The organism is Nonomuraea thailandensis (assembly GCF_024172165.1).
GTDB lineage: Bacteria > Actinomycetota > Actinomycetes > Streptosporangiales > Streptosporangiaceae > Nonomuraea > Nonomuraea thailandensis.
This window is the reverse complement of the sequence record NZ_JAMZEB010000002.1, coordinates 3,991,689-4,012,459: the sequence shown is the minus strand read 5'-3', so window position 1 is coordinate 4,012,459 and position 20,771 is coordinate 3,991,689. Positions and strand designations below refer to the sequence as shown.

The window sequence follows — 20,771 nt, the reverse complement described above, 5'->3', positions numbered from 1 at the left end:
CCCTCTGACCGGTGCCTACACTTCCCCCCGTGCTCAAGCCCCACTACCCGATCATCACCGAACGCCTGCTCCTGCGCCCCTTCACGCCCGACGACCTCGACGCCGTCAACGCCTACGAATCGCGCCCCGACGTCGCCCGCTACCTCTACTGGGAGCCCCGCGACCGCGACACCAGCGCCACCTTCCTCGACAAGAAGACCACCCGCACCGCACTCCACGACGAAGGCGACGCCCTCGACCTGGCCGTCACCCTGCGTGACACCGGCCAGGTCATCGGCAGTTGCCTGCTCATCTGGTCCAGCAGGCAGCACCGCCAGGGCGAGATCGGCTACATCCTGCACCCCGGCCACCACGGCCTCGGCTACGCCACCGAAGCCTCCCGCGCCATGCTCCGCCTCGGCTTCGCCGACCTCGGCCTGCACCGCATCGTCGGCCGCCTCGACGCGCTCAACACCGCCTCCGCCCGCGTCCTGGAGAAGCTCGGCATGCGCCGCGAGGCGACCCTCGTCGACAACGAGCTCGTCAAGGGCGTCTGGGCCAGCGAAGCCGTCTACGCCATGCTCGAATCCGAATGGACCCCGTGACCGGTCCGGCCGCCGCGCTGAGGTGCGCTTGGAGAAGGATCCAAGTGACCTCCAAGGCGTGATCGCTAAACACGTCCCCGGTGTGTCGTGTCTTCACTGGGGGGTCCGGTGGCAGGTCAGCGATGGTCGCGCGTCGTCTGCGCAGGGGTGTTACTCGTCGGGCTGGTGGCGGCCGCGCCGCCGCCGGCCGCCGCGTCCGCGCAACGCGACGCCGAGACCACGGCGCTGCTGTCGGCGGTGGAGCGGTTCACGACCGCGAGCGGCGGCCTGGCCGCGTCCGGCCCGATGGGCGAGCAACTGCCGCTCGTCGGGCTGGTGCCCGGCGGAGAGGACGCCCTGGGCCTGGGCGACCTGTTCCAGGTGGCGGTCCACGACCAGTTGAAGGACCTCACGAGCCTGGACGACCTCCAGGACGAGTACGACCTGCCCGGCCCCCGCGCCGGCAGGCTGCTGGCCAGGGCGAGCACGCAGGGCGAGACCAGGCGGCTCGACCTGACCCTGGAGGTCACCAGGACGGTGGCCGGCCGGCCGATCTCCATCAGCAGCGCCCAGCCCAAGGTCTCGCTGACCACCTCGGGCGGCGTGGACGTCACGCTGAAGCTCACCGCGAAGCTGCCCTTCGCCTACGACCCCGCCACCAAGTCCGCCTGGCTGGGCAAGGACGCCACGGTGACGGTGCGGGCCGACGGGAAGCTGGCCGCCGGAGCCAGGCCCACCGCCGCGTTCGGCATCCTCGGCGTCGACCTGTCGGCCGCCTCGGCGCTCTCCTTCGGCGCCGAGTTCGCCGCCACCGCCGCCGACCCGGACGGCAACGGCAGGCTGGACCCGAGCGAGCTGGGCTCGCAGAGCCTGTTCACGTTCACCCGCAAGGGCTCGGCGACCGCCAAGCTGCAGGTCACCGCGCAGCCGTTCGCCGGCGCCCAGGTCGAGGGGGCCGGCGCGGCCATCGACGTGAGCTGGCCCGACCTCGCGACCGGCGGGCCGGCCGTGAGCGTGACCCAGGCCGACCTCGACCGGCTCAACCGTTTCCAGACGCTCACGCCCAAGGACCTGCTCGACGGCCTGACCCACCTGGCCAACGCCATCACCGCCGCCCAGCGCGCCCGCTGGGACGGTCAGGGTGACCTGGACCTGCCGTTCATGCGCGGCTCCCTGGCCGACGCCGTGCAGGTGTCGGAGGCGATCCACGCCTTCGCCGCCGCCAGCGTGGACAGGAACACCGGGCAGCCCACCTTCACCTCGATCCAGGACCTGTTCGCCGCGCTGGGCAAGGCACGCGGCCTGCCCGGCGGCGCGATCATCAAGGTCGCCGACGCGGGTTACGACGACACCGCCAGGAAGATCGCCTTCACGCTCGTGGTGGACCGGACCGTCAACCCGGCGCCCGAGCCGCTCAACCCCGCCGGGCAGAGCGTCAGCGGGACGGGCGCGGGCGTCACGTACACGGCCAGGACGCTCAAGCACACCGGTCAGAAGTGGACACCGGGGCAGTTCGCCGGGCGCACGGTCACCGCGGGCGCCTCCAGCGGCATCGTGGCCGGCAACACGGCCGACACCGTCACCCTCGCCGACGACGGATGGCGCGGGGGCGTGCCCGCGGCGGGCGCGCCGTACCGGATCTCCGTGAGCGACCCCATGATCGGGCAGATCTCCTTCGGCGACACCTTCAAGGCCACCGCGGGGCTCGACCGGGCCAACGCGACCGCCGCGGTGGCGGGCGTCATGCGCGGCTACCACGCCTCGGCCACGGTCGTGCTCGACCTGAGCGACCCGGTGACGGGGCAGGGCTGCGCGCAGCGGCCGGACGGGCAGCAGAAGGCGTGCCCGTACCAGCACGTCAACGCCGACGGCAGTGCCACCGTGGTGAACGAGCTGCCCAGGGCCGCTGACCGGATCATGCTGCGGACCGGCCGCGACCTGTTCGGCGCCCGCGTGTCGGTGCTCTCCGCGGTCAACGTCAACGCCGTCGCCGGCTACCTGGGCGTCCAGCTCACCGGCGACCTCACCATGGGCAGCAGGAGCGGCGGCGACGTGGTCAGGGTCGGGCTCAAGGAGCTCGGCGACGTGCCGCTGACCCGGCTGTTCGAGCGGCTGGCGAGCAGGCCGGGCGACGTCCTGACCTCCCAGGTCGACGCCCACGCCCGCGCCCGGCTCACCGTGGGCGTGCCCGGCCTGGCCGACTTCTTCGGCGGCAAGGTCTCCGGCGAGGTGGAGCTGCCCGACATCAGGGAGCCCGGCACCGTGACGTTCCGCGGCTTCGACCAGATCGGCAAGGTCAAGGACTTCGCCTTCGACCCGGACAACCCGCAGGCGCTGTTCGGCGCACTGATCAAGTCGCTGGGCGCGATGGCCACCTACCTCGACCGGGTCGAGGGCGGCGGCGAGGTGATGCAGGCCAAGCTGCCGCTGCTCGGCCGCTCGCTGTCCGACCTGGTGGCCGCCGAGGAGATGGGCTCGGGGCCCGGCGTCGTGTACGGCGACGGCGCCTGCGGCAACGACAACGCCTACGTCACCGACCCCTCGCGGACGTTCACGCAGGCGCACATCGGCCGCCGCGTGGCCGTCGGCACCCGCGTGCTGACCGTCGCGACCGCGTGCGGCGAGCACACCCTGTCCTTCACCGAGAAGTTCGGCCAGGCCGTCCCCGAGGCGGGCGCCGCCTACGCGCTGCGCTCGCCGCTGAGGGACGCGATCGACCGGCTGACCGCCGCCCCGCCGGACACCGTGCAGGCGCTGGTCGCCGAGCTGAACAAGGCGCTGGGCGGCCAGGTGCACATCGGCTACGAGGACGGCGCGCTGCGCCTGTCGCTGGCCTACGACAAGAAGGCGGCCGTCAAGGAGCCGCTGCGCTTCTCCTTCGGAGAGAACAGCCTGGTCGCCGCCGAGGGCTCCGCCACGCTGGACGCCGCCGTCGAGGGCGAGATCCGGCTGGGCCTGCGCGTGGCGCTCAAGCGCGACTTCGACCTGGCCCGCGACCTGCTCATCGAGACGGACTCCGGCCTCGACCTGCAGGCCAGGGCGCAGCTCGACGGCTCGGTCCAGGCCGACGTCGGGCCGCTGCCGCTGGCCATCGGCAAGGCGGGCGACGACCCGCTGCAGGCCAGGCTCGGGTACGGCGTGAGCCTGCGCTACGGCGGCCAGGCACAGGAGGCGGTCACCCCCGCCGCGTTCTTCTCCGGGCTCGACCTGGCGCTGAACGAGACCAGCGAGCCGGTCGCCTGCGACAGGGACCCGCACCGCGACGACACCGATCTGGCGCTGTGCGCCGTGCTGCCCGCCTACCTCAACGGCGCCCCGCTCACCGCCGACGGCAGGCACGCGCTCGTCCTGCGCCTGCCCAGGTCCGCCCCGCTCGCCGAGATGTTCGACCTGACCAAGAAGCTGCCCGGCGAGGTCAACCGGCTGGAGCTGCCCTCCTTCGACTTCTCCACCCTGCCGCCGGGCCTGGAGCTCGACTGGACCAACCTGGGCGACGGCATCGACCGCTATCTCACCACCCTGGAGACCGGCATGCGCATGGCCTCCGGCCAGGGCAGGCTCCCCATGGTCGGCGCCGACCTCCAGCAGGGAGCCGACTTCGTCGGCGCCAAGCGCCAGGAGATCAAGGCCGCCGTCGCCAAGCTGCCGAACGGCGGCAAGGTGCCCACCGGCGGCGACCTGCGCACCTGGTACAACGACGAGCTCGCGCCCAAGGCCGGGCCCGGCGTGCAACCCGTGATCACGTGCGCGCAGGCGCCCGTCCCCGACCCCGCCAAGCCCGAAGCCTGCGACGCGGCCAAGGGCACCGAGCTGACCGGCATCGCGTTCAAGGTCAGCATCGGCAAGGGCGACGTCGACCCCGAGCAGGGCTGCGTCAAGGACTGCCTGGGCGTGGAGCGGCCGCTCGACATCGGCGTCCCCGGCCTCGCGCTGCGGCAGGGCCCAGGCAAGGGCGTGCGCGCCGAGCTCGGCTGGCACGCCGAGGTCATGGTCGGCCTGGACCGGGCCAGCGGCTTCTACCTCGACGCCGGCGAGGCGAACCGCCCGCGGGCCACCGTCGGCGTGAACGTCTCGCTGCCCGAGGAGATCAACGCCAAGCTGGCGATCCTCGATGTCAGGCTCAAGAACCGCGAGCAGAGCTCTCCCGACCTGTTCGCGGGCGCCTTCACCATCGGGCTCAAGCCCGTCGGCCGGATCGGCCTGCACCAGCTCGCCGACGCCGCCGACCTGGTGGAGACCTCCCTGCACGCCAAGGTGGCGGTGGACTGGCGCTTCGAGGTGACGGCCGGCTCGGCGATGTTCCCCGGCCTGTTCGGCGACTTCGACCTGGACTGGGACCTCACCAAGGGCGGCTCACCCGACCCGGCGAACCTGAACATCGCCTTCAACAACGTGAACCTGGAGGCCGGCGACTTCTTCCGCAGCGTCCTCGGCCCGGTGGTGACCCAGGTCAAGAAGATCACAGACCCGGTCAAACCGGTGATCGACCAGCTCTACGCGCCCATTCCCGTGCTGTCGGACCTCAGCAAGGCCGCGGGCGGCGGCGAGGTGAACCTGATGACGATCGCCAAGAAGTACAACACCGTCGCGGGCGGCGGCACGACCACGTTCATCGAGCGGATGATCGAGGTCGGCAGGCTGGTCACGGCGCTGCCCGACTGCCAGGGCGAGCTGCACATCCCCATCGGCAGCTTCACCGTGGCCGGCGACCGCGCGCTGAACACCGAGAACTCGCCCGACGTCGCCGACTCGCTGATCAAGGACGTGGCGCCCGCCACGAACGACCTGTTCGCGGCGCTCGACCAGGGCGCGAGGTCGTGCGGGAAGAGCAGGACCGCCGGCGCGCAGGGGCCCATGGAGCACTCCTCGAAGGCGGGCTTCAGCTTCCCCGTGCTGCAGAACGCCGGACGGTCGATCTTCAGCCTGCTGATGGGCAAGGACGTGGAACTGGTCGCGTTCGACTCCGGGCCGCTGCGCCTCGGCTTCTCCTACAGCCAGTCCTTCGGACCGGTCTGGTCGCCGCCGCCCATCATGGTCGTCATCTCCGGCACCGCCGGGATCGAGGCCCACATCAGGGCGGGCTTCGACACGTACGGCATCCGCAAGGCGATCGAGCAGCGCAGGCTCGACCTGCAGGTCCTCGACAGCCTGTACCTGAAGACCACCGACGACCAGGGCAGACCCCTGCCGGCGATCACCCTGACCGGGCGGCTGGAAGCAGGCGCGGCGGTCGACGTGGTGCTGGTCAAGGCGGGCGTGAGCGGAGGCGTCTTCCTCACCGTCGCCATGAACTGGCTCGACCCCACCAACGACGGCAAGTTCAGGTTCTTCGAGTTCGCGGGCGTCCTGCTGCGCAACCCGCTGTGCCTGTTCTCCGTGGACGGCGAGCTGAAGGTCTACCTGAAGGCGTGGGTCGAGGTGGGCATCTCGATCTTCAAGAAGCGCTTCGACTGGACGATCGTCGAGGCCAGGCTCCTCGACTTCTCGGCCAAGCCCAAGTGTGACGAGGATCCGCCGAAACTCGCGACCGTCGACGGCGACGCCCTGGTGCTGCACGTCGGCGCGATGCGCAAGGCGAGGGGCGGCAGCACCGCCGAGCCGGGCGACGACGCCGAGCAGTGGACCGTCAGCCAGCTCCCCGGCGACGAGGGCTTCGTGGTCAGCGCGCTGGGCGTGCGCGAGGAGCACCGTGCCACGGGCCTGAACCGGGTGCTGGCCGACGGGCGGGGCGCGAAGGGCGCGCTGCGGCTGCTCTTCCAGGGGTACGGCGACGACACCGCCGGCCCGCACCCGTTCACCCGCACGGTCGTGGCGTTCGGCGGCGACGGCGACGACATGATCATGGCCGGCGCCGGTCGCAACGTGATCGACGGCGGCAAGGGCAACGACCAGGTCACCAGCGGCGACCGGTACGACGGGCCCGCCGCGATCGTGGCGGGCGGCCCCGGCGACGACTACCTCACCCTGGGCGGCGCCGGTGGCTGGGCGGCCGGTGACGGCCGGCTGACCCCCGCCACCCGCAGGGTCGGCGACGTCGACGTCGCCGACTGGGCCACCGACGACCCGCCCGGCGCGCCCGCGGACGGCCCGGACGAGGGCGATGATCTGCCCGGCGCGCCCGCCGACGGCTCGAAGGACGGCGACAACTTGCCCGGCGCGCCCGCCGACGGCCCGGACGACGGCGACGACCGCATCGCGGCCGGGCTCGGCCAGAGCCGGCTGTGGGGCAACGGCGGCGACGACACCATCGCCGTCGCCTCCGACAGCCCGCTCGCGGCCACCGACCCCTCGCCGCGCCTGCGCGCGCAGCCGAGCCTGTTGGTGGGCGGCCCCGGCGCCGACACCCTGACCGGCGGGTCGGCGGCCGACGAGATCTACACCGGGCCGCGCGAGGAGATCGGCCGCGACGAGGCGGGCCCCGCCGACTCCGGGCCGAACCACGTCGACACCGGCGCGGGCGACGACAAGGTGTACGGCGGCCAGGCCGTCGACCTGGTCGCCGGCCACTCCGCTCCCGGCGAGACCGTGAGGATCATCGGCGGCGGCGGGGACGACGTGCTCGTGGGCGGCCACGGCGAGGACGACATCTCCGGCGGCCCCGGCGACGACTACGTCATCGCCGAGCCGTCCGACGTCGGCGAGGCCCAGGGCCGCGACGACTTCGGCCCCGCCAGACGGGTGCGCCACCTGCCGCTGCCCGCGGGCGTGCAGCCCTCGGCCAAGCAGTTGTCCGGCGGCGACGGCCACGACCACATCGTCGGCGGCGACGGCGGCGCGACCGTCTTCGGCGACCGCCGGCGGGACGAGCCGTGCCAGGAGCACGACGGCGACGCCGACGGCCGGGACCTCGTCATCGGCGGCGCGGGCAAGGAGACCGTGTCGGCGGGCGGCGGCGCGGACCGGGTCGAGGCCGGCGGCGGCCAGGACCGGGTCTGCGGCGAACGAGGCGACGACCGGCTCGCCGGCGGCTCCGGCGACGACCGGGTCGCGGGCGGCCCCGGCGCCGACACGGCACTCGGCGACGACGGCGCCGACGAGGTGACCGGCGGCTCCGGCGACGACACCCTCTACGGCGGCGCCCACGGCGACACGGTCGCGGGCGAGGCCGGGCAGGACACCGCGTTCGGCGGCGACGGCGACGACCTGCTCGTCGGCGGCACCCGTACGGCGGGCAAGGACGACCAGGGCGACACCCTGTACGGCGGCACCGGAGCGGACAAGCTCATCGGCGACAACGGCGACGCAGGCGGCCCCTTCGACCTCGACGGCACCCCGGAGGAGGCCGGCGGCGCCGACACCTTGCGCGGCGGCGACGGCGCCGACACCGCCTTCGGCGGGCTCGGGGCCGACGAGGTGCACGGCGACGCGGGCGACGACCACCTGGAAGGCGGCGTCGGCGGCGACAGGGTGTACGGCGAGGCCGGCGAGGACCAGCTCGTGGGCGGCGCCGCCGGCCCGCACCCGGACGGCGGCGACACGCTGGTGGGCGGCGAGGGACCGGACGTGATCGCCGGCGACAACGCGATCCTCACCACCTCCGCCCAGGCCCCACCATCCCCGACCCCGTCCGCCACCCCGACCCCGTCCGCCACCCCGACCCCGTCGGCGTCCGCATCCACCACCCCCTCGGTCACGGCCACGGAAACCCCGCCCGCCACGCCATCTGCCACGGCCACCCCTGGAAAGGCCGCGGCCGACGCGGACGACGTGGCGACGCGGGTCGCCGCGCGGCCGGGCCAGCAGGCCACCCACCAGGTGAAGCTGCTCGCGGGCGGCTCCGGCCCCGACGTTGCCGACGGTGGCGCGGGCAACGACGCGATCTTCGGTCAGGACGGCCACGACCGGTTGCGCGGCCAGGACGGCCACGACTACGCCGAGGGCGGCGCGGGCGTGGACTGGGCCGAGGGCGACCAAGGCGACGACGACCTGGTGGGTGGTACGCACACCGCCGCCGCCGATGCCGCGGACGCCCTGCACGGCGGCCCGGGGGACGACGTCGTGGCGGGCGACAACGCCGTGGTGACGCAGGCGGGCACCCCCGCCAGGCCCACCGTCCGCATCGGCTCGGCGGGCACGCCGATGACCCCGCGCGCCGTCACCCTCCTGGGCGCAGACGCAGACGCGAGCTCCGGCGAGAGCGAGAGCGAGGGCGAGGGCGAGGGCGAGGGCGAGAGCGAGGGCGAGAGCGAGAGCGAGAGCGAGGGCGAGGGCGAGGGCGAGGACCGGATGTCGGGCGGGTCCGGCGTGGACGTCCTGTGGGGACAGGGCGGCGACGACCAGATCTCCGGCGGCGGCCACGGCGACTACGCCGAGGGCGGCGACGGCGCGGACCAGATCCGCGGCGACCTCCCCCTGGCGGCCGAGTCCACCAGAACCACCACGCACCCCATCGCCGACCCCGGCTGGAAGGGCGACGCCAGCGGCCCCGCCGACCTGGAAGGCGACGACACCCCCGGCCAGGACGACCTGATCGGCGGCTCCTCGAAGCAGGCCGCCGCCGACGGGGCCGACGCGATCGAGGGCGGCGGCGCGGCCGACGTGCTGCTCGGCGACAACGGCTCACTCGTCCGCACCGTGACAGGCAACGCCGAGAAGGTCTACACCGAGCGTTACCCGGCAGGCCAGGCGCCCGCCGACGCGACGCGCGTACGCAGCCACGACCCGGCGTTGCCGGGCGGCTCCACCAGGTTCTGCACCCAGGCGCAGGCGACCTGCGAGCCCGGCGGCTCCTCCGGCGCCGATCACCTGTACGGCGACGAGGGCGACGACGGCCTGTGGGGCCAGGACGGCGACGACGAGCTGGACGGCGGCCAGGGCGACGACGACCTGTTCGGCGAGCTGGGCGACGACGTGCTGGACGGCGGCGCCGGCGAGGACGCCATGCTCGGCGACCGCGGCGGCGTGGTGAACGAGCGCATCGACACCGCCGACGCCCAGCGGCTCGCTTTCACGGTCAACCTCAACGCCCCGCCGAAGGAGACGTACAGGGGCTTCCAGACCGGCACGTACGACCGCCGTACGGATCTGCTGCACGACGCGGACGGCGACGCCTGGGCGAGCGCCGCGATGCCGCACGACGGTTTCGCCAAGGGCGGCGACGACCGCATGCGCGGCGGTCCCGGCAGGGACAGCATGCACGGCGGCGCGGGCGACGACCTGGTCAACGGCGACAGCGGCGGCGACGAGGTGTTCGGCGGCGACGGCGCGGACGTCATCTGGGGCGGCAAGGGCTGCGACCCCGTCCTGGACGCGGCCACCGCGGACTGCCGCACGGGCGGCGCGTTCGACCCGGCCGCTCGCGGCACCGGTGACCGCTTCGTCGACCACGTCTTCGGCGGGGCCGGCGCGGACCTGCTCGACTACAACCCGCGCGGTTCGTACCCGGGCTCGTGCGCTCCCGGCAAGAGGCCGGAAGGCGAGCTGACCACGGTGGTGGACCCCTGCGCGTGGTTCCGCATGACCGCCAAGGACAACGCCGCCACCGCCGACGACCAGCACCACCAGGGCGTGGACTGGCAGTACGGCGGCGCGGACCGCGACGTGCTCCAGGGCGACCGCACGGCCAACGGGCCCAACCCCGGCGACAAGATGATCGACTGGAACGGCGGCTTCAACCTCTACACCCACTGCGGCCCCGCCAACGGCGGGCACAACATCGTCCGCCAGCACTCCCCGGCGATGCTCGACTTCCTGGCCAAGGTGGCCTGGGGCTCAGGGGCGGGCCGCAGCGCGGGCGACCCGTCGGGCTCGCGCGAGGTGGCCGTCCCCGCGGGCGACAGCGGTTCGCCCTACCCCACCTCACCCGGACACTTCGACTCGCCCGTGGCCTGCGCGGGCTGATCAGGAGACATGCCGATGTCACGCCGACCGATGGCGACCCTTCTGGCGGGGATGCTGGCGGCCGTGGGACTCACCACGGCCCCGGCCTCCGCCGCCGCACCGAAGCAGCCCACCTGCGTCCCGGGTGACTGCTTCACCGTCGACGTCACGCTCGACCGCGCTCCCGCGGTGGGACAGACCGCGAAACTCACGGTCGAGGTGACGCCGAAACAGGACATACCCGACGCGACCACGGTCATCGAGCTGCCGGACACCATGCGGTGGGCGATCCCGCCCGCCGGGCTCACCCGCGCCGCCGCGACGATCGGCCGCAGCCCGGTGGACCGGGCCACCCGGACCTGGCGGGCCCGCGGGGGCGAGCCGATCCGGTACGAGGGCGTCGTCACGGCGGTCGCGCCCGGCCCCGCCTCGATCCGCGTCCAGGCCCGCGACGGGCGGCCCGGTCCCGCCTCCGGCGGGCTCGCCTACGTCACCGTCGGCACGCGGTCGTCGGTGTTCGGCATGCCGCGCGAGGGCCGCGGGCCTCGTACGGAACGGCCGGCCGCGACGGCGACGGCCGGCGACACGTGCGTGCAGGGGCGCGTCACGTACGTCAGGACGGACGGGTCCGTCGGCGGCGTGCCGATGGCGGAGGTGGACGCGTTCGACCTCGACCCGAACGGCCGCCTCAAGCTCGGCTGGGCCGAGACGGACGCGTCCGGCGGCTACCAGGTGTGCTTTCCCGGCACCGAGGAGGACGGCACGGGCCAGGACGTCACGATCGAGGTCAGCCCCGTCAACGCCTACTGGAGCGTGGGCTTCTCCGACAAGCCCGACGACATCTACACCGATGCGAGCGCGCTGACGCCGGACGTTCCCGCCGGCACGTCGGCCACGGTCATCGACTACCGGAGCGCGGGCGGTCACCCGATGGAGGGGGCGTTCCGGCTGCACTCCGCCGCCCATGACACGTGGAAGGCCTACACCGGCTGGCTGGACGAGCCCGCCGACGACTGCTGGAAGCCGGGCGAGCAGAACTGCCGGTCCGTGACCCTCATCTGGGCGCCGGACAAGGTGCTGTCCAGGTCGTACTACTGCTCGGGCGGCAACGGCACCGAATGCCTGGGCCGCTTCCAGATCAACCTGGACGCGTCGGAGCACCTGGAGAAGATGACGGTCCCCCACGAGCTGGGGCACTTCATCATGGACTACACCTACGGCGCGATGCCGTCGGACGGCACCGCCTGCGGCAAGCACTACATGACGACGCCGATGAACAGCACGCTCTGCGCGTGGAAGGAGGGCTGGGCCGACTGGGTCGCCGTCCAGACCTACGGCGAGACGCACTACAGGTGGGCCACCTCCGGGCTGGACCTGGAGAGCCCGCGCTGGTACAGCGAGGGCTGGCCGACCGGGGCGGAGGCGGGCAGGACCGAGGGCCGCGTGGCCGGCGTGCTCATCGACCTGGCCGACTCGGGAACACGTGACGAGAAGTACTGGGACCTCGGCAGCCTCGGCCCCGAGGCCATCGTGGACGCGTTCGGCAAGGTGGCCGCCCGGGACCTCGACCACTTCCTGAGCACACTCGGCGCCCAGCACCACGACCTCACGCAAGGGGCGATGTTCCAGAACGCCATCCACACCGACCACGTCGAGAACCTGGCCGACCGGCACCCGGTGCGCCGGCCCGCCAACGTCCCGCTCCGGACGGCCTTCGTGACCACGCCTGGCAAGTGGCACGTGGTGGCCGCGGTCACCGGCCCGGACGGCGCGGACGTCGACCTGGCCACGACACCCAACGCCGGCGGCGACGCCGTCGAGAGCAGCGACTGGACCGCCACCAGCACGGACTTCGTCGCCGTGCAGCCCGGCCCCGCCACCCGCGACTGGTACGTCAACTCGGTCAGCTCCGGCACCGACTACCAGGAGTACGCGATGGAGGTGACCGAGGCGCCCGCCGGCAACCTGGAGGCCGGGACGCCGCAGGAGTTCCCCGTGGCCGCCGGCCGGCTGGTGGAGGTGCGCACGACGTGGATCGAGCGGGGCGTGCCCGCCACGCTCACCGTCGTGCCGCGCAACGGGCAGGACCTCGACCTCTTCGTGATGGCGCCCGACCCGGCCGCGTGGGGCCTGCCCCGCTCGGCCGCCCGCAGGTCCGCGAGCGGCGGCCCGAACAGGTCGGAACGCGTCACCATCAGCGACCCGAAGGTGACCGGGCTGTACGCGGTCATCGTGGTCAGGAAGGCCGGCGACGGCGACGTCCTGCTGACCCGCGTCTGACGCCGCCGGGCGTGTGTGGATCATCACATCGAGCGGCAATCGTGTGCGGCGGCTGTGAGGCGAGTGGTACTCATGATCGCACCACTGACCAAGCGAAAGGATCTTTGTGCGTCCACGCAAGCTGGCAAGCCTCCTGTTCGGCGCGACCCTGGCCGCCACCACCACGCTCGCGGCGACCGCCACCCCGGCGAGTGCTGCCGGGCCCTGCGGCAGCAGCTACAGCCGGGTCGGCGTCTACAGCATCGGTGTCGAGAAGTACGGCTACCGTACGGGCATCCTGGAGGTGTACTACAGCTCCAGCACCGGCAAGAACTGCGCCCTCACCTACGGCGACGGCCCCTACGCCAACACCACGAGCTGGAAGGGCGTGGTGATCTCGCGAGGCGACGGCAGCGGGAAGGACGCCGACGCCGACAACTACAAGTACTACGCCGGCCCGGTGTACGTCTCCGCGCCCGGCCAGTGCATCGACGTGGAGGGCATCTCGCCGTCCTGGACGAGCGTCAAGCTCAACAACGTGCACTGCGGCTGAGCCTCACGTAACCGGACGCCCGGCGCGACCACGAACTCCCGCTCCCGTCGGCGCCGCACGGCTACAGCCGGTAACATTCGGTCCGTCTCTGTAACCGGGCGGGCGGGGGTCCGATGGCGACGGATGTGAGCGGCCGGGTGCGGGCCGTCTCGTTGCGGCAGGTGCTCGCCGGCAGCAGCAGGGGCGGCCCGTTCGCCCTGATCGATCGGCTGTCGCGGCAGTCCCGGGGGGAGATCATCCGGCTGGGGCTGGGCCCGTTCCGGCCGTTCCTGGTCTCCCATCCCGAGCACCTGGCACACGTGCTGCGCGGCGGCGAGGAGAACTACCCGCGCGGCGCGGCGATGTGGAAGGCACTGGGGCGGCTGACCGGCGACGGCATCGCGGGGCAGGGCCCGCGCTGGCTGGCCAGCCGCGACATCCTGCGCTCGGCGCTGTCGGCCAAGTACCTGCACGAGAACGGGGAGCAGATCGCCGCCTCGGTCGCCGCCGGCGTCGAGGACCTGGAGCGGCGGCTGAGCGGCGACCGGCCGGTGGACGCCGGCGTGGAGATGACCCGCATGGTGTACCGGGTGATCAACCCGGCGTTCTTCGGCTCGCGGTTCCCGCAGCACGACTGCGAGCGGCTGGGAGCGGCGATCGCGGCCGCGCTGAGCTCGCTGGTCTGGCGGATGGCGCTGCCCGGCGTGCCGCACGCGGTGCCGCTGCCCGGCGACCGGGCGTTCCGCCGCGCCAACCGTACGGTGGACGACCTGCTGCATCCCGTCATCGGCGCCGCCCGCCGCGGCTCCCGCGACGGCCGCGACCTGATCACGGCGTTGCTGAACGGCGCCGGCGCGGACGGCGAGCCCCTGAGCGACGACCACGTCAGCGACGACATCGTGGCGCTGTTCGTGGCCGGCGCCCAGTCCAGCTCGCTGACCCTGCAGTGGCTGTGGGTGGTGCTGAGCGAGCATCCCGAGGTGGCCGGGCGGCTGCGCGAGGAGGCCGACGAGGTGCTGGGGCAGGGCCCGCCCCGGCCCGAGCACGCACGCCGGCTGACGTACACGCAGATGGTGCTGTCGGAGGTGATGCGCGTCTACTCGATGGCCTGGGCGGTGGCGCGGGTGGCCGTGGCCGACGACGTCATCGACGGCGTGGAGATCCCGGCCGGATCCACCGTGGTGCTCTCTCCCTACCTGACGCATCGGCTGCCGGACGTGTGGCAGCGGCCGCTGGAGTTCATGCCCGAGCGGTTCGCCAAGGAACGGGTGCGCGGCCGGCACCCGCTGGCGTACCTGCCGTTCGGGGCGGGCCGGCATCAGTGCGTCGGGCAGGCCTTCGTCATGCACGAGGTGACGCTGATCGTGGCGTGCCTGATGAACCGCTTCGAGGTGCGGGCGCTCAACCGGCCACGGCCGCGGCTGGGCATGATGCTGGAGCCCGACCGGCCGGTCGGGCTGAAGCTCACGCCCCGCCGGCCCCGCGCCACGGGCTGACCGGCGAGCGCGGGGCTACCGCCGGGAGGCACGCTGCTGCGAGCATGACGGCATGATCGCGACCCCCGGCGGCCACGCCTGGTTCTCCTACGAGCGCTTCCCCGAGCTGGCGGAGGCCTACTGCTTCACCTACGTCCGCGGCCTGGCGCCTGAGCAACTGGTGGCCCGGCTCGGTGGCCGGCCGGAGGGCTTCACGCCCATGACGCTCGAGCAGCTGATCGAGGCCGCCTACCGGCAGGGCTACGACAAGGCGTTCCCCGGCGTCACGGCCATCGGCGACTGGGCGTTCGTCGTCGAGCCCAACGGCGGGCTCGGCGCCGATGAGCGGATCATCACCTCGTTGTCGGCGGGAACCCGCCTCGTCTCCCACTTCCGCGACGTCGAAGGCGTCGAGTTCTTCTACTGGAGCGAGGACGGGGAGATCCGGTTCTGGTTCCTCGCCGACGAGGGTTACGCGGAGGAGGTGCCGGACGAGATCGCGCCGGCCATGCGGCGGTTCGGCGCCGGCTACAGGGATCTCTGTCCCAGCGACGGGCCGGCGTTCCTGCTGGCCGAGCATCTCACCGGCATCACGCTGACCCCGGAGCTGCTGGAGGGCTCCACCTACCTGTGCGGGGTCATCCCCGAAGCGGAATGAGCGTGCACCCCTCGCGCGGTATGTCCTGGGTATCGTGCCGGGCGCCGGCGGTGGCGGGCCGGATGATCAGCTTCTAGAGTGGCCGGCACGCTGACGACGCGGGCCGAGGGGGACCGCGCCGTCGTTCCGCCTGGCGTGATGACGCCGTCCCGACCGAGGAGCCAAGCCCACGTGCCCGCACTACCGAAGCCGATGTCCGCGGCCCTTGCCGTGCTCGCCGCAGTCAGCCTCTGGCCGGGCAGCGCCCACGCGTCGGCCGCCGCTCTCCGCTTCGGCTACGAGAGCGGCACCAGGACCTCCGGGCACGCCGAGCTGGGGGTGAACGCGTGCTGCCCGCACTCGATCCAGGTCGACGACCTGCCGAGGACCGGGAAGTACGCCATCCGCAGCCACCTCAAGTACGGCGACGCGGCGGTCGCCGGCGGCACCCGGGCGGAAAGCCACACGATGGACATCGAGAGCAGCCACTTCCGCACCGGCAAGACCGTCTACTACGGCTTCAGCATCTACCTGGCGAGCAGCTGGCAGAACGACTCCAGGGAGGACATCCTCTTCCAGTGGAAGCCCTGGCGCGACAAGTGCGAGGCCGACAAGGCCCCCAGCGCCTTCCTCAGCGTCCAGCCGTCGGGCAAGTGGCGGCTGCGGGTCAACTCCGACGGCAACGCCTGCTCCACCCCGGAGTCGGTGCGCAAGGTGAGCTTCGACCTGGCCGAGGTGAAGCCGGGGCAGTGGCACGACTTCGTCTTCAGGTTCAGGTGGAGCCACGACAGCAAGGGCGGCATCGACGGCTGGCACCAGACCCACAAGAGCCCCGGCTGGCGCAAGGTCGTGACCGCCACCGGCCCCAACACCTTCAACGACGACGCCACCACCCAGGGCTACCTGAAGTGGGGCGTCTACAAGCCCGCCTGGAACACCGGGCCGACCGACGTCGAGAGCCGTACCGTCTTCCATGACAACATCGCCGTGGGCACGACGTTCGGCGAGGTCGACCCGACGGCGGGCTAGGAGCCTGGCGGGGGAGGGACGGGCGATCCCGGTCAGTTGCTCGGAGATCTCCCAGCTGCGCGCGGCGTCGCTCGTGCTGCGCAGCGGGGTGTACATCCGTTGCTCGTCGGGCGGACAGCCGAGGTCGCCGGGGCCGCTGGGGCCGTAGAGGGGCAGCACGCGGCGTACAGATGCACGTCCACCTGTACGGCGCTTCACTCAGGCGACCGCGCCCGGTCGGCCACAGCGTCAAGCGCGCGTGTGAGCTGCTGGAGTCCTCCGTGCCGCCTTCTACGGCCGCCGCGCCACCGGCCGGGCCGGTTGTCTTCACCCGGATCGCGGCTGTCCATACACCAGCGCCGCAGAAGAAGCACCTGCTCCTCAAACCCTCCCGGCCGTACGGGGCCCGCCGGTCCGTACGAGGCCATGATCACGGCTGATCATCCGCGTGTGCAGGAGCCTGAGCTCCGCTCCCGGTTCGTCGCCCAGCTCCTCGACCAGCGCCGCACGGATCCTCGCGTAACAGCGGAGCGCATCGCGTTGGCGTCCGTCCCGGTGCAGAGAGAGCATCAGCATGGCCGCGATCCTCTCGTCGAGCGGATTCCCGTCGGCCAGATCGAAGAGTTCCGGGATCGCCTCCCCCTGCCGGTTCATCCGGAGCAGGACCGCGAGCCTGCTCGTCCGCGCGCTGAGCCACTCCCTTTCCAGCGCGACGCGGACCCTGGCCGCCCACTCGGTGGAGAGACTCGACAGGGGAGTGCCGGACCAGAGGGCGCCCGCCGTGTCGTACAGCTCGAGAGCTTCCATGTCGTCGTCACGGTGTACGGCCTGTCCTGCCTGGACGAGTAATCGGCGAAAGCGATGGAGATCGACGTCATGAGGATCGACGAGCAGATGGTAGCCCCCGCGCTGACGCGACACGACACTGTGCCTTGGAGACTGCCCGGGCTCGGCGATCGCTGCGCGGAGGCGATTCGCGCACGTGTAGAGGGCGGCCGTGGGATGTAACGGCTGCTTACAACCCCAGATGTCCTCCGCCGCCCGTTCATCCGGGAGGAACGTGTTCGGCTGCCATGCCAGCAGAGCGAGGAGCGCGCGGGTGCTCTCCGAGGGCAGCCGGATGTTCCCGTCGCGTCCGTGCGCCTCTACCGCCCCCAGTAGACGTATCTTCATCCGGCCTGGCCTCCTGCACCTCGTAGGGAATTCGCGGTGTGTCGGGCGCGCTCCGTCGCGCGCACGAACCGGACCACGAACCGGGCCGCCCCGCTTGACCGCAATGTCACCCAGGGCACTTAAAACTCGCTGATCCCATGCTGAAAGCCGGGTAATATCCGGCACCAAGATCGCCCTCGAGCGTTGTCGATGACCAGAAGGTGATGGTATGAACGACGCCCGTTTCCGCGTGCTGGGGCCGATCGGCCTGAGCCGTGGAGGAGTGGTGGACAGGCCGAGCACCCCGCAGCAGCGGACCGTTCTGGCGACGTTGCTCCTCACCCCGGGCCATGTCGTGTCGGCCGGGAAACTGGTCACGGCGCTGTGGGGGGAGAATCCGCCGAGCGCGGCTCGTAATTCGATCCAGGTGCAGATATCCCGTCTGCGCCAGTTCCTGAAACAGCACGACGCGGCGGAGCTCACCACGTCGTCGTCGGGTTACGCGCTCGTGGCCGAGCCGGAGTCCGTGGACCTCCACCGGTTCCGGCAGTTCGTCCGTGCCGCGCAGGCGGCCGGCCCGGCGACGGCTGCCGGTCTGCTCGAATGCGCCCTCAACGAGTGGAGCGGTCTTCCGTTCGCCGACGCGGCGGGCGACTGGCTCGCGAACACCATGGTGCCCGCGCTGGAGGAAGAGCGGCTGGCCGCCGTGGAATCACTCGCGGAGCTCGATCTGGAAGCCGGGCGGTACGAGCATGTCGTGCTCGCGCTCACGCCTCTGCACCCCCACCACCCGCTGCGTGAGCGTATGGCCGCTCTGCTCCTGACGGCCCTGCACCGCTCCGGCCGGCGTGCGGACGCGCTCCGGTTGTACAGACGCGTACGCGAGCAGTTCGTCGCGGAACTCGGCCTTGAACCGGGGGCGGAGCTGCAGCGCGCGCACCTCGAAGCGCTGGGATGTGAGACGGGAACCGACCGGCGGAGCGACGCGTCACCTTCCCAGCCGGGGTGGGAGGTGCCGTGCCAGCTGCCTCCTGACGTCGAGCACTTCACCGGCCGGTGGGCCGAGACCGCGCAGCTGCAGAGCCACCTCGACGCCTTCTCGTCCGGAGACGCCGGCTCGCCCCTAATCTGCCTGATCGCGGGGATGGGCGGGGTGGGGAAGTCGGCGCTCGCGGTGCGCTGGTGTCTCGCCAACCGCCGGCGGTTCCCGGACGGTCAGCTCCACCTGGACCTGCGCGGCTTCGGCCCCGACGACGCGCCCGTCACCCCCGGCGACGCGCTGCGGACGATGCTGGAGTCGCTCGGGGTCCCCGCGACGCGTATCCCGGCGACGTTCGACGCCCGGGTCGGGATGTTCCGCGGTCTCCTGGCGGACCGCCGGATGATCATCGTTCTGGACAACGCCCGGGACTCGGAGCAGGTCCGCTCGCTGATTCCCGGATCTCCTGGTTCCTTGGTCGTCATCACCAGCCGGAACGTCCTGCCGGACCTCGTGGTCGGGTACGCGGTACGGCTCGTCACTCTCGATCCGCTCACGGCGGAGCACGCCGGCGAACTGATCATCCGACGGCTCGCGGACATCGCGACGACCCTTGAGCAGGCCACGCTCCAGAAGATCATCGACGTGTGCGGAGGGTTACCTCTGGCCCTCAACATAGTGCTGGCCCGGATGGTCGCGCATGCCCATGATCCGGCCTCCGTCATGTCCGACGACTTGGCGCGTCCGGAGCACCGGCTGGAGGCGTTCTCACTAGGAGAGGACAGGAGCGACCTGGAGGCCGTGTTCTCCTGGTCCTTGCGGTCACTCACCCCCGACGCCGGCCGCCTCTTCCGCCTCCTGGGCCTGCACGTCAATCCGGAGATCACGCTGGCGGCCGCCGCCAGCCTGCTGGGAACGGACCTGTCGCGTGCGAGGCGCGTGATGTCCGAACTCGTCAGGAGCCATCTGATCAGCTCGCTGGGCCAGGACCGGTTCGGCGCGCACGACCTGGTGTGGGCCTACGCCTGCGGACTGGCCGTCACGGAGATCGGCCCGGCCGGCAAGGACGCCGCGCGACGCCGCGTTCTGGACCACTACCTGCACTCGGCGATGCGGGGTGATCTGCTGCTGAATCCCTTCTTCCAGATTCCGCTGTCCGTTCCCGTCCCCGGGGAGGGAGTGGCCGTCTGCGAGTTCACCGACAGCGAGGCGGCGACCCGCTGGTTCCACGCGGAGCGCAGGGTGTTGATCAGCGCGGTCGAGGAGAGCGCCGGGGCCGGTGCGAACGTCCCCACCTGGCAGTTCGCCCGAGCCGTGCGCACCTACTTCTATCGCTACGGCAGGCTGCCCGAACAGGCGCGTATCCACGAACTCGCCCTGACCGCAGCCCTGCGGGGCGGCGAAGACCTGCCCCGCGCCTACTCCCACTTCGGGCTGGGGCAGGCGCTCAACAGGCTGGGCCGCTTCGCGGAGTCCCGTGATCACCTCGAGCGGGCGCTGGCCCTCTACCGCGACGCGGACGAAGCCGTCGGCATGGCCGTGGTCGAGACCGAGCTCTCGGTCCTTTCAGGCCAGCAGGGCGAGAACGAGGAGGCCCTTGCCCACAGTCTCGAAGCCCTGAGGGTCTGCCGTCTCATCGGGCACCGCGCCGGTGAGGCGATGGCGCTCAACAACGTGGGCTGGTATTCGGCCCAACTGGGTGACTTGGCCACGGCCCGTGACCATTGTGCTCAGGCCCATATGCTGCTCGAGCGTCTGGGCGATGCCATGGGCGCCGCCGCGGCGCTGGACAGCCTGGCGTTCGTGCACCGAAGCCTCGGTGAACCGGACCAGGCCGTCGTGTACTACCAGCAGGCCCTGCGGATGCGCGCCGGGCACGAGCTCATCTATGAAGCGGAGACCCTGGCGCAGATGGCGGAGGCGCAACTGCTGGCGGGTTCGTCCGACGCGGCCCTGGAGTCGCTGGGCCGGGCCCTCATCCTCTTCCGGAACATCTCTCCCGCTGACGCGTCGCGAATCGAGACCAGGCTGGCCGAGCTGGAAGCCGAGTGCGACCGGCGGAGCTGAACGTCCCCGGCCCGCCACGGGCCTGACGTCCGTCGGGACGAACGAACCTGCCGCTCCTCTTCCGTGCCCGTGGCAACCACCCGATGCCGTCGCGGCGACACGTGACGGCCTCCCCTCATACCCGCCGGCCGGATGCAAGCCCGCCCCTCGCCACAGGCGGTCACCAGCGCTGATGGGCCGAGGCCGCTCAGGAGACAGAAGTTCGACAGATCACGAGAGCAGGCTGGGGGCGCAACTGTAGACGTTTTCCGGAGCCGGGCATGGCCGGCGAGGTCCGCCG

Annotated in this window: 9 protein-coding genes; 8 read left to right on the top strand and 1 reads right to left on the bottom strand. The window is 72.2% G+C overall.

The window, feature by feature from the left end:
• Positions 1-29: 29 nt before the first annotated feature.
• The 7 genes from HD597_RS21940 to HD597_RS21910 all read left to right on the top strand — a co-directional run bounded on the left by HD597_RS21940 (position 30) and on the right by HD597_RS21910 (position 16,314).
• The gene (locus tag HD597_RS21940) at positions 30-584 is read left to right on the top strand and encodes a GNAT family N-acetyltransferase (RefSeq protein WP_253744548.1); all 555 of its coding nucleotides are present in this window, start codon (positions 30-32) and stop codon (positions 582-584) included.
• A 108-nt stretch (positions 585-692) separates the two neighbouring features.
• The gene (locus HD597_RS21935) at positions 693-10,403 is read left to right on the top strand and encodes a calcium-binding protein (RefSeq protein ID WP_253760008.1); all 9,711 of its coding nucleotides are present in this window, start codon (positions 693-695) and stop codon (positions 10,401-10,403) included.
• Between the two features lie 15 nt (positions 10,404-10,418).
• Entirely contained in the window at positions 10,419-12,662 is a 2,244-nt protein-coding gene (locus tag HD597_RS21930) for a hypothetical protein (protein WP_253744547.1), read from the top strand.
• A 106-nt stretch (positions 12,663-12,768) separates the two neighbouring features.
• Positions 12,769-13,194: a hypothetical protein gene (locus HD597_RS21925; protein WP_253744546.1), complete on the top strand. Its 426-nt coding sequence runs from the start codon at positions 12,769-12,771 to the stop codon at positions 13,192-13,194.
• A gap of 113 nt (positions 13,195-13,307) precedes the next feature.
• A complete protein-coding gene (locus HD597_RS21920) occupies positions 13,308-14,669 on the top strand; it encodes a cytochrome P450 (RefSeq protein WP_253744545.1) in 1,362 nt (453 codons plus the stop codon).
• A 52-nt stretch (positions 14,670-14,721) separates the two neighbouring features.
• Positions 14,722-15,306, top strand: a complete 585-nt coding sequence (locus HD597_RS21915) for a DUF6461 domain-containing protein (RefSeq protein WP_253744544.1) — start codon at positions 14,722-14,724, stop codon at positions 15,304-15,306.
• 171 nt (positions 15,307-15,477) lie between these two features.
• The gene (locus tag HD597_RS21910; protein WP_253744543.1) at positions 15,478-16,314 is read left to right on the top strand and encodes a polysaccharide lyase family 20 protein; all 837 of its coding nucleotides are present in this window, start codon (positions 15,478-15,480) and stop codon (positions 16,312-16,314) included.
• A gap of 360 nt (positions 16,315-16,674) precedes the next feature.
• On the opposite strand, the gene HD597_RS21905 is transcribed toward HD597_RS21910, so the two are convergent.
• Positions 16,675-17,466, bottom strand: coding sequence for an AfsR/SARP family transcriptional regulator (locus HD597_RS21905; protein ID WP_253744542.1), 792 nt, complete (start codon positions 17,464-17,466; stop codon positions 16,675-16,677).
• Between the two features lie 208 nt (positions 17,467-17,674).
• On the opposite strand from HD597_RS21905, the gene HD597_RS21900 reads away from it, so the two are divergent.
• On the top strand, positions 17,675-20,491 hold the full coding sequence (locus tag HD597_RS21900) for an AfsR/SARP family transcriptional regulator (protein WP_253744541.1): 2,817 nt from the start codon (positions 17,675-17,677) through the stop codon (positions 20,489-20,491).
• Positions 20,492-20,771 lie beyond the last annotated feature (280 nt).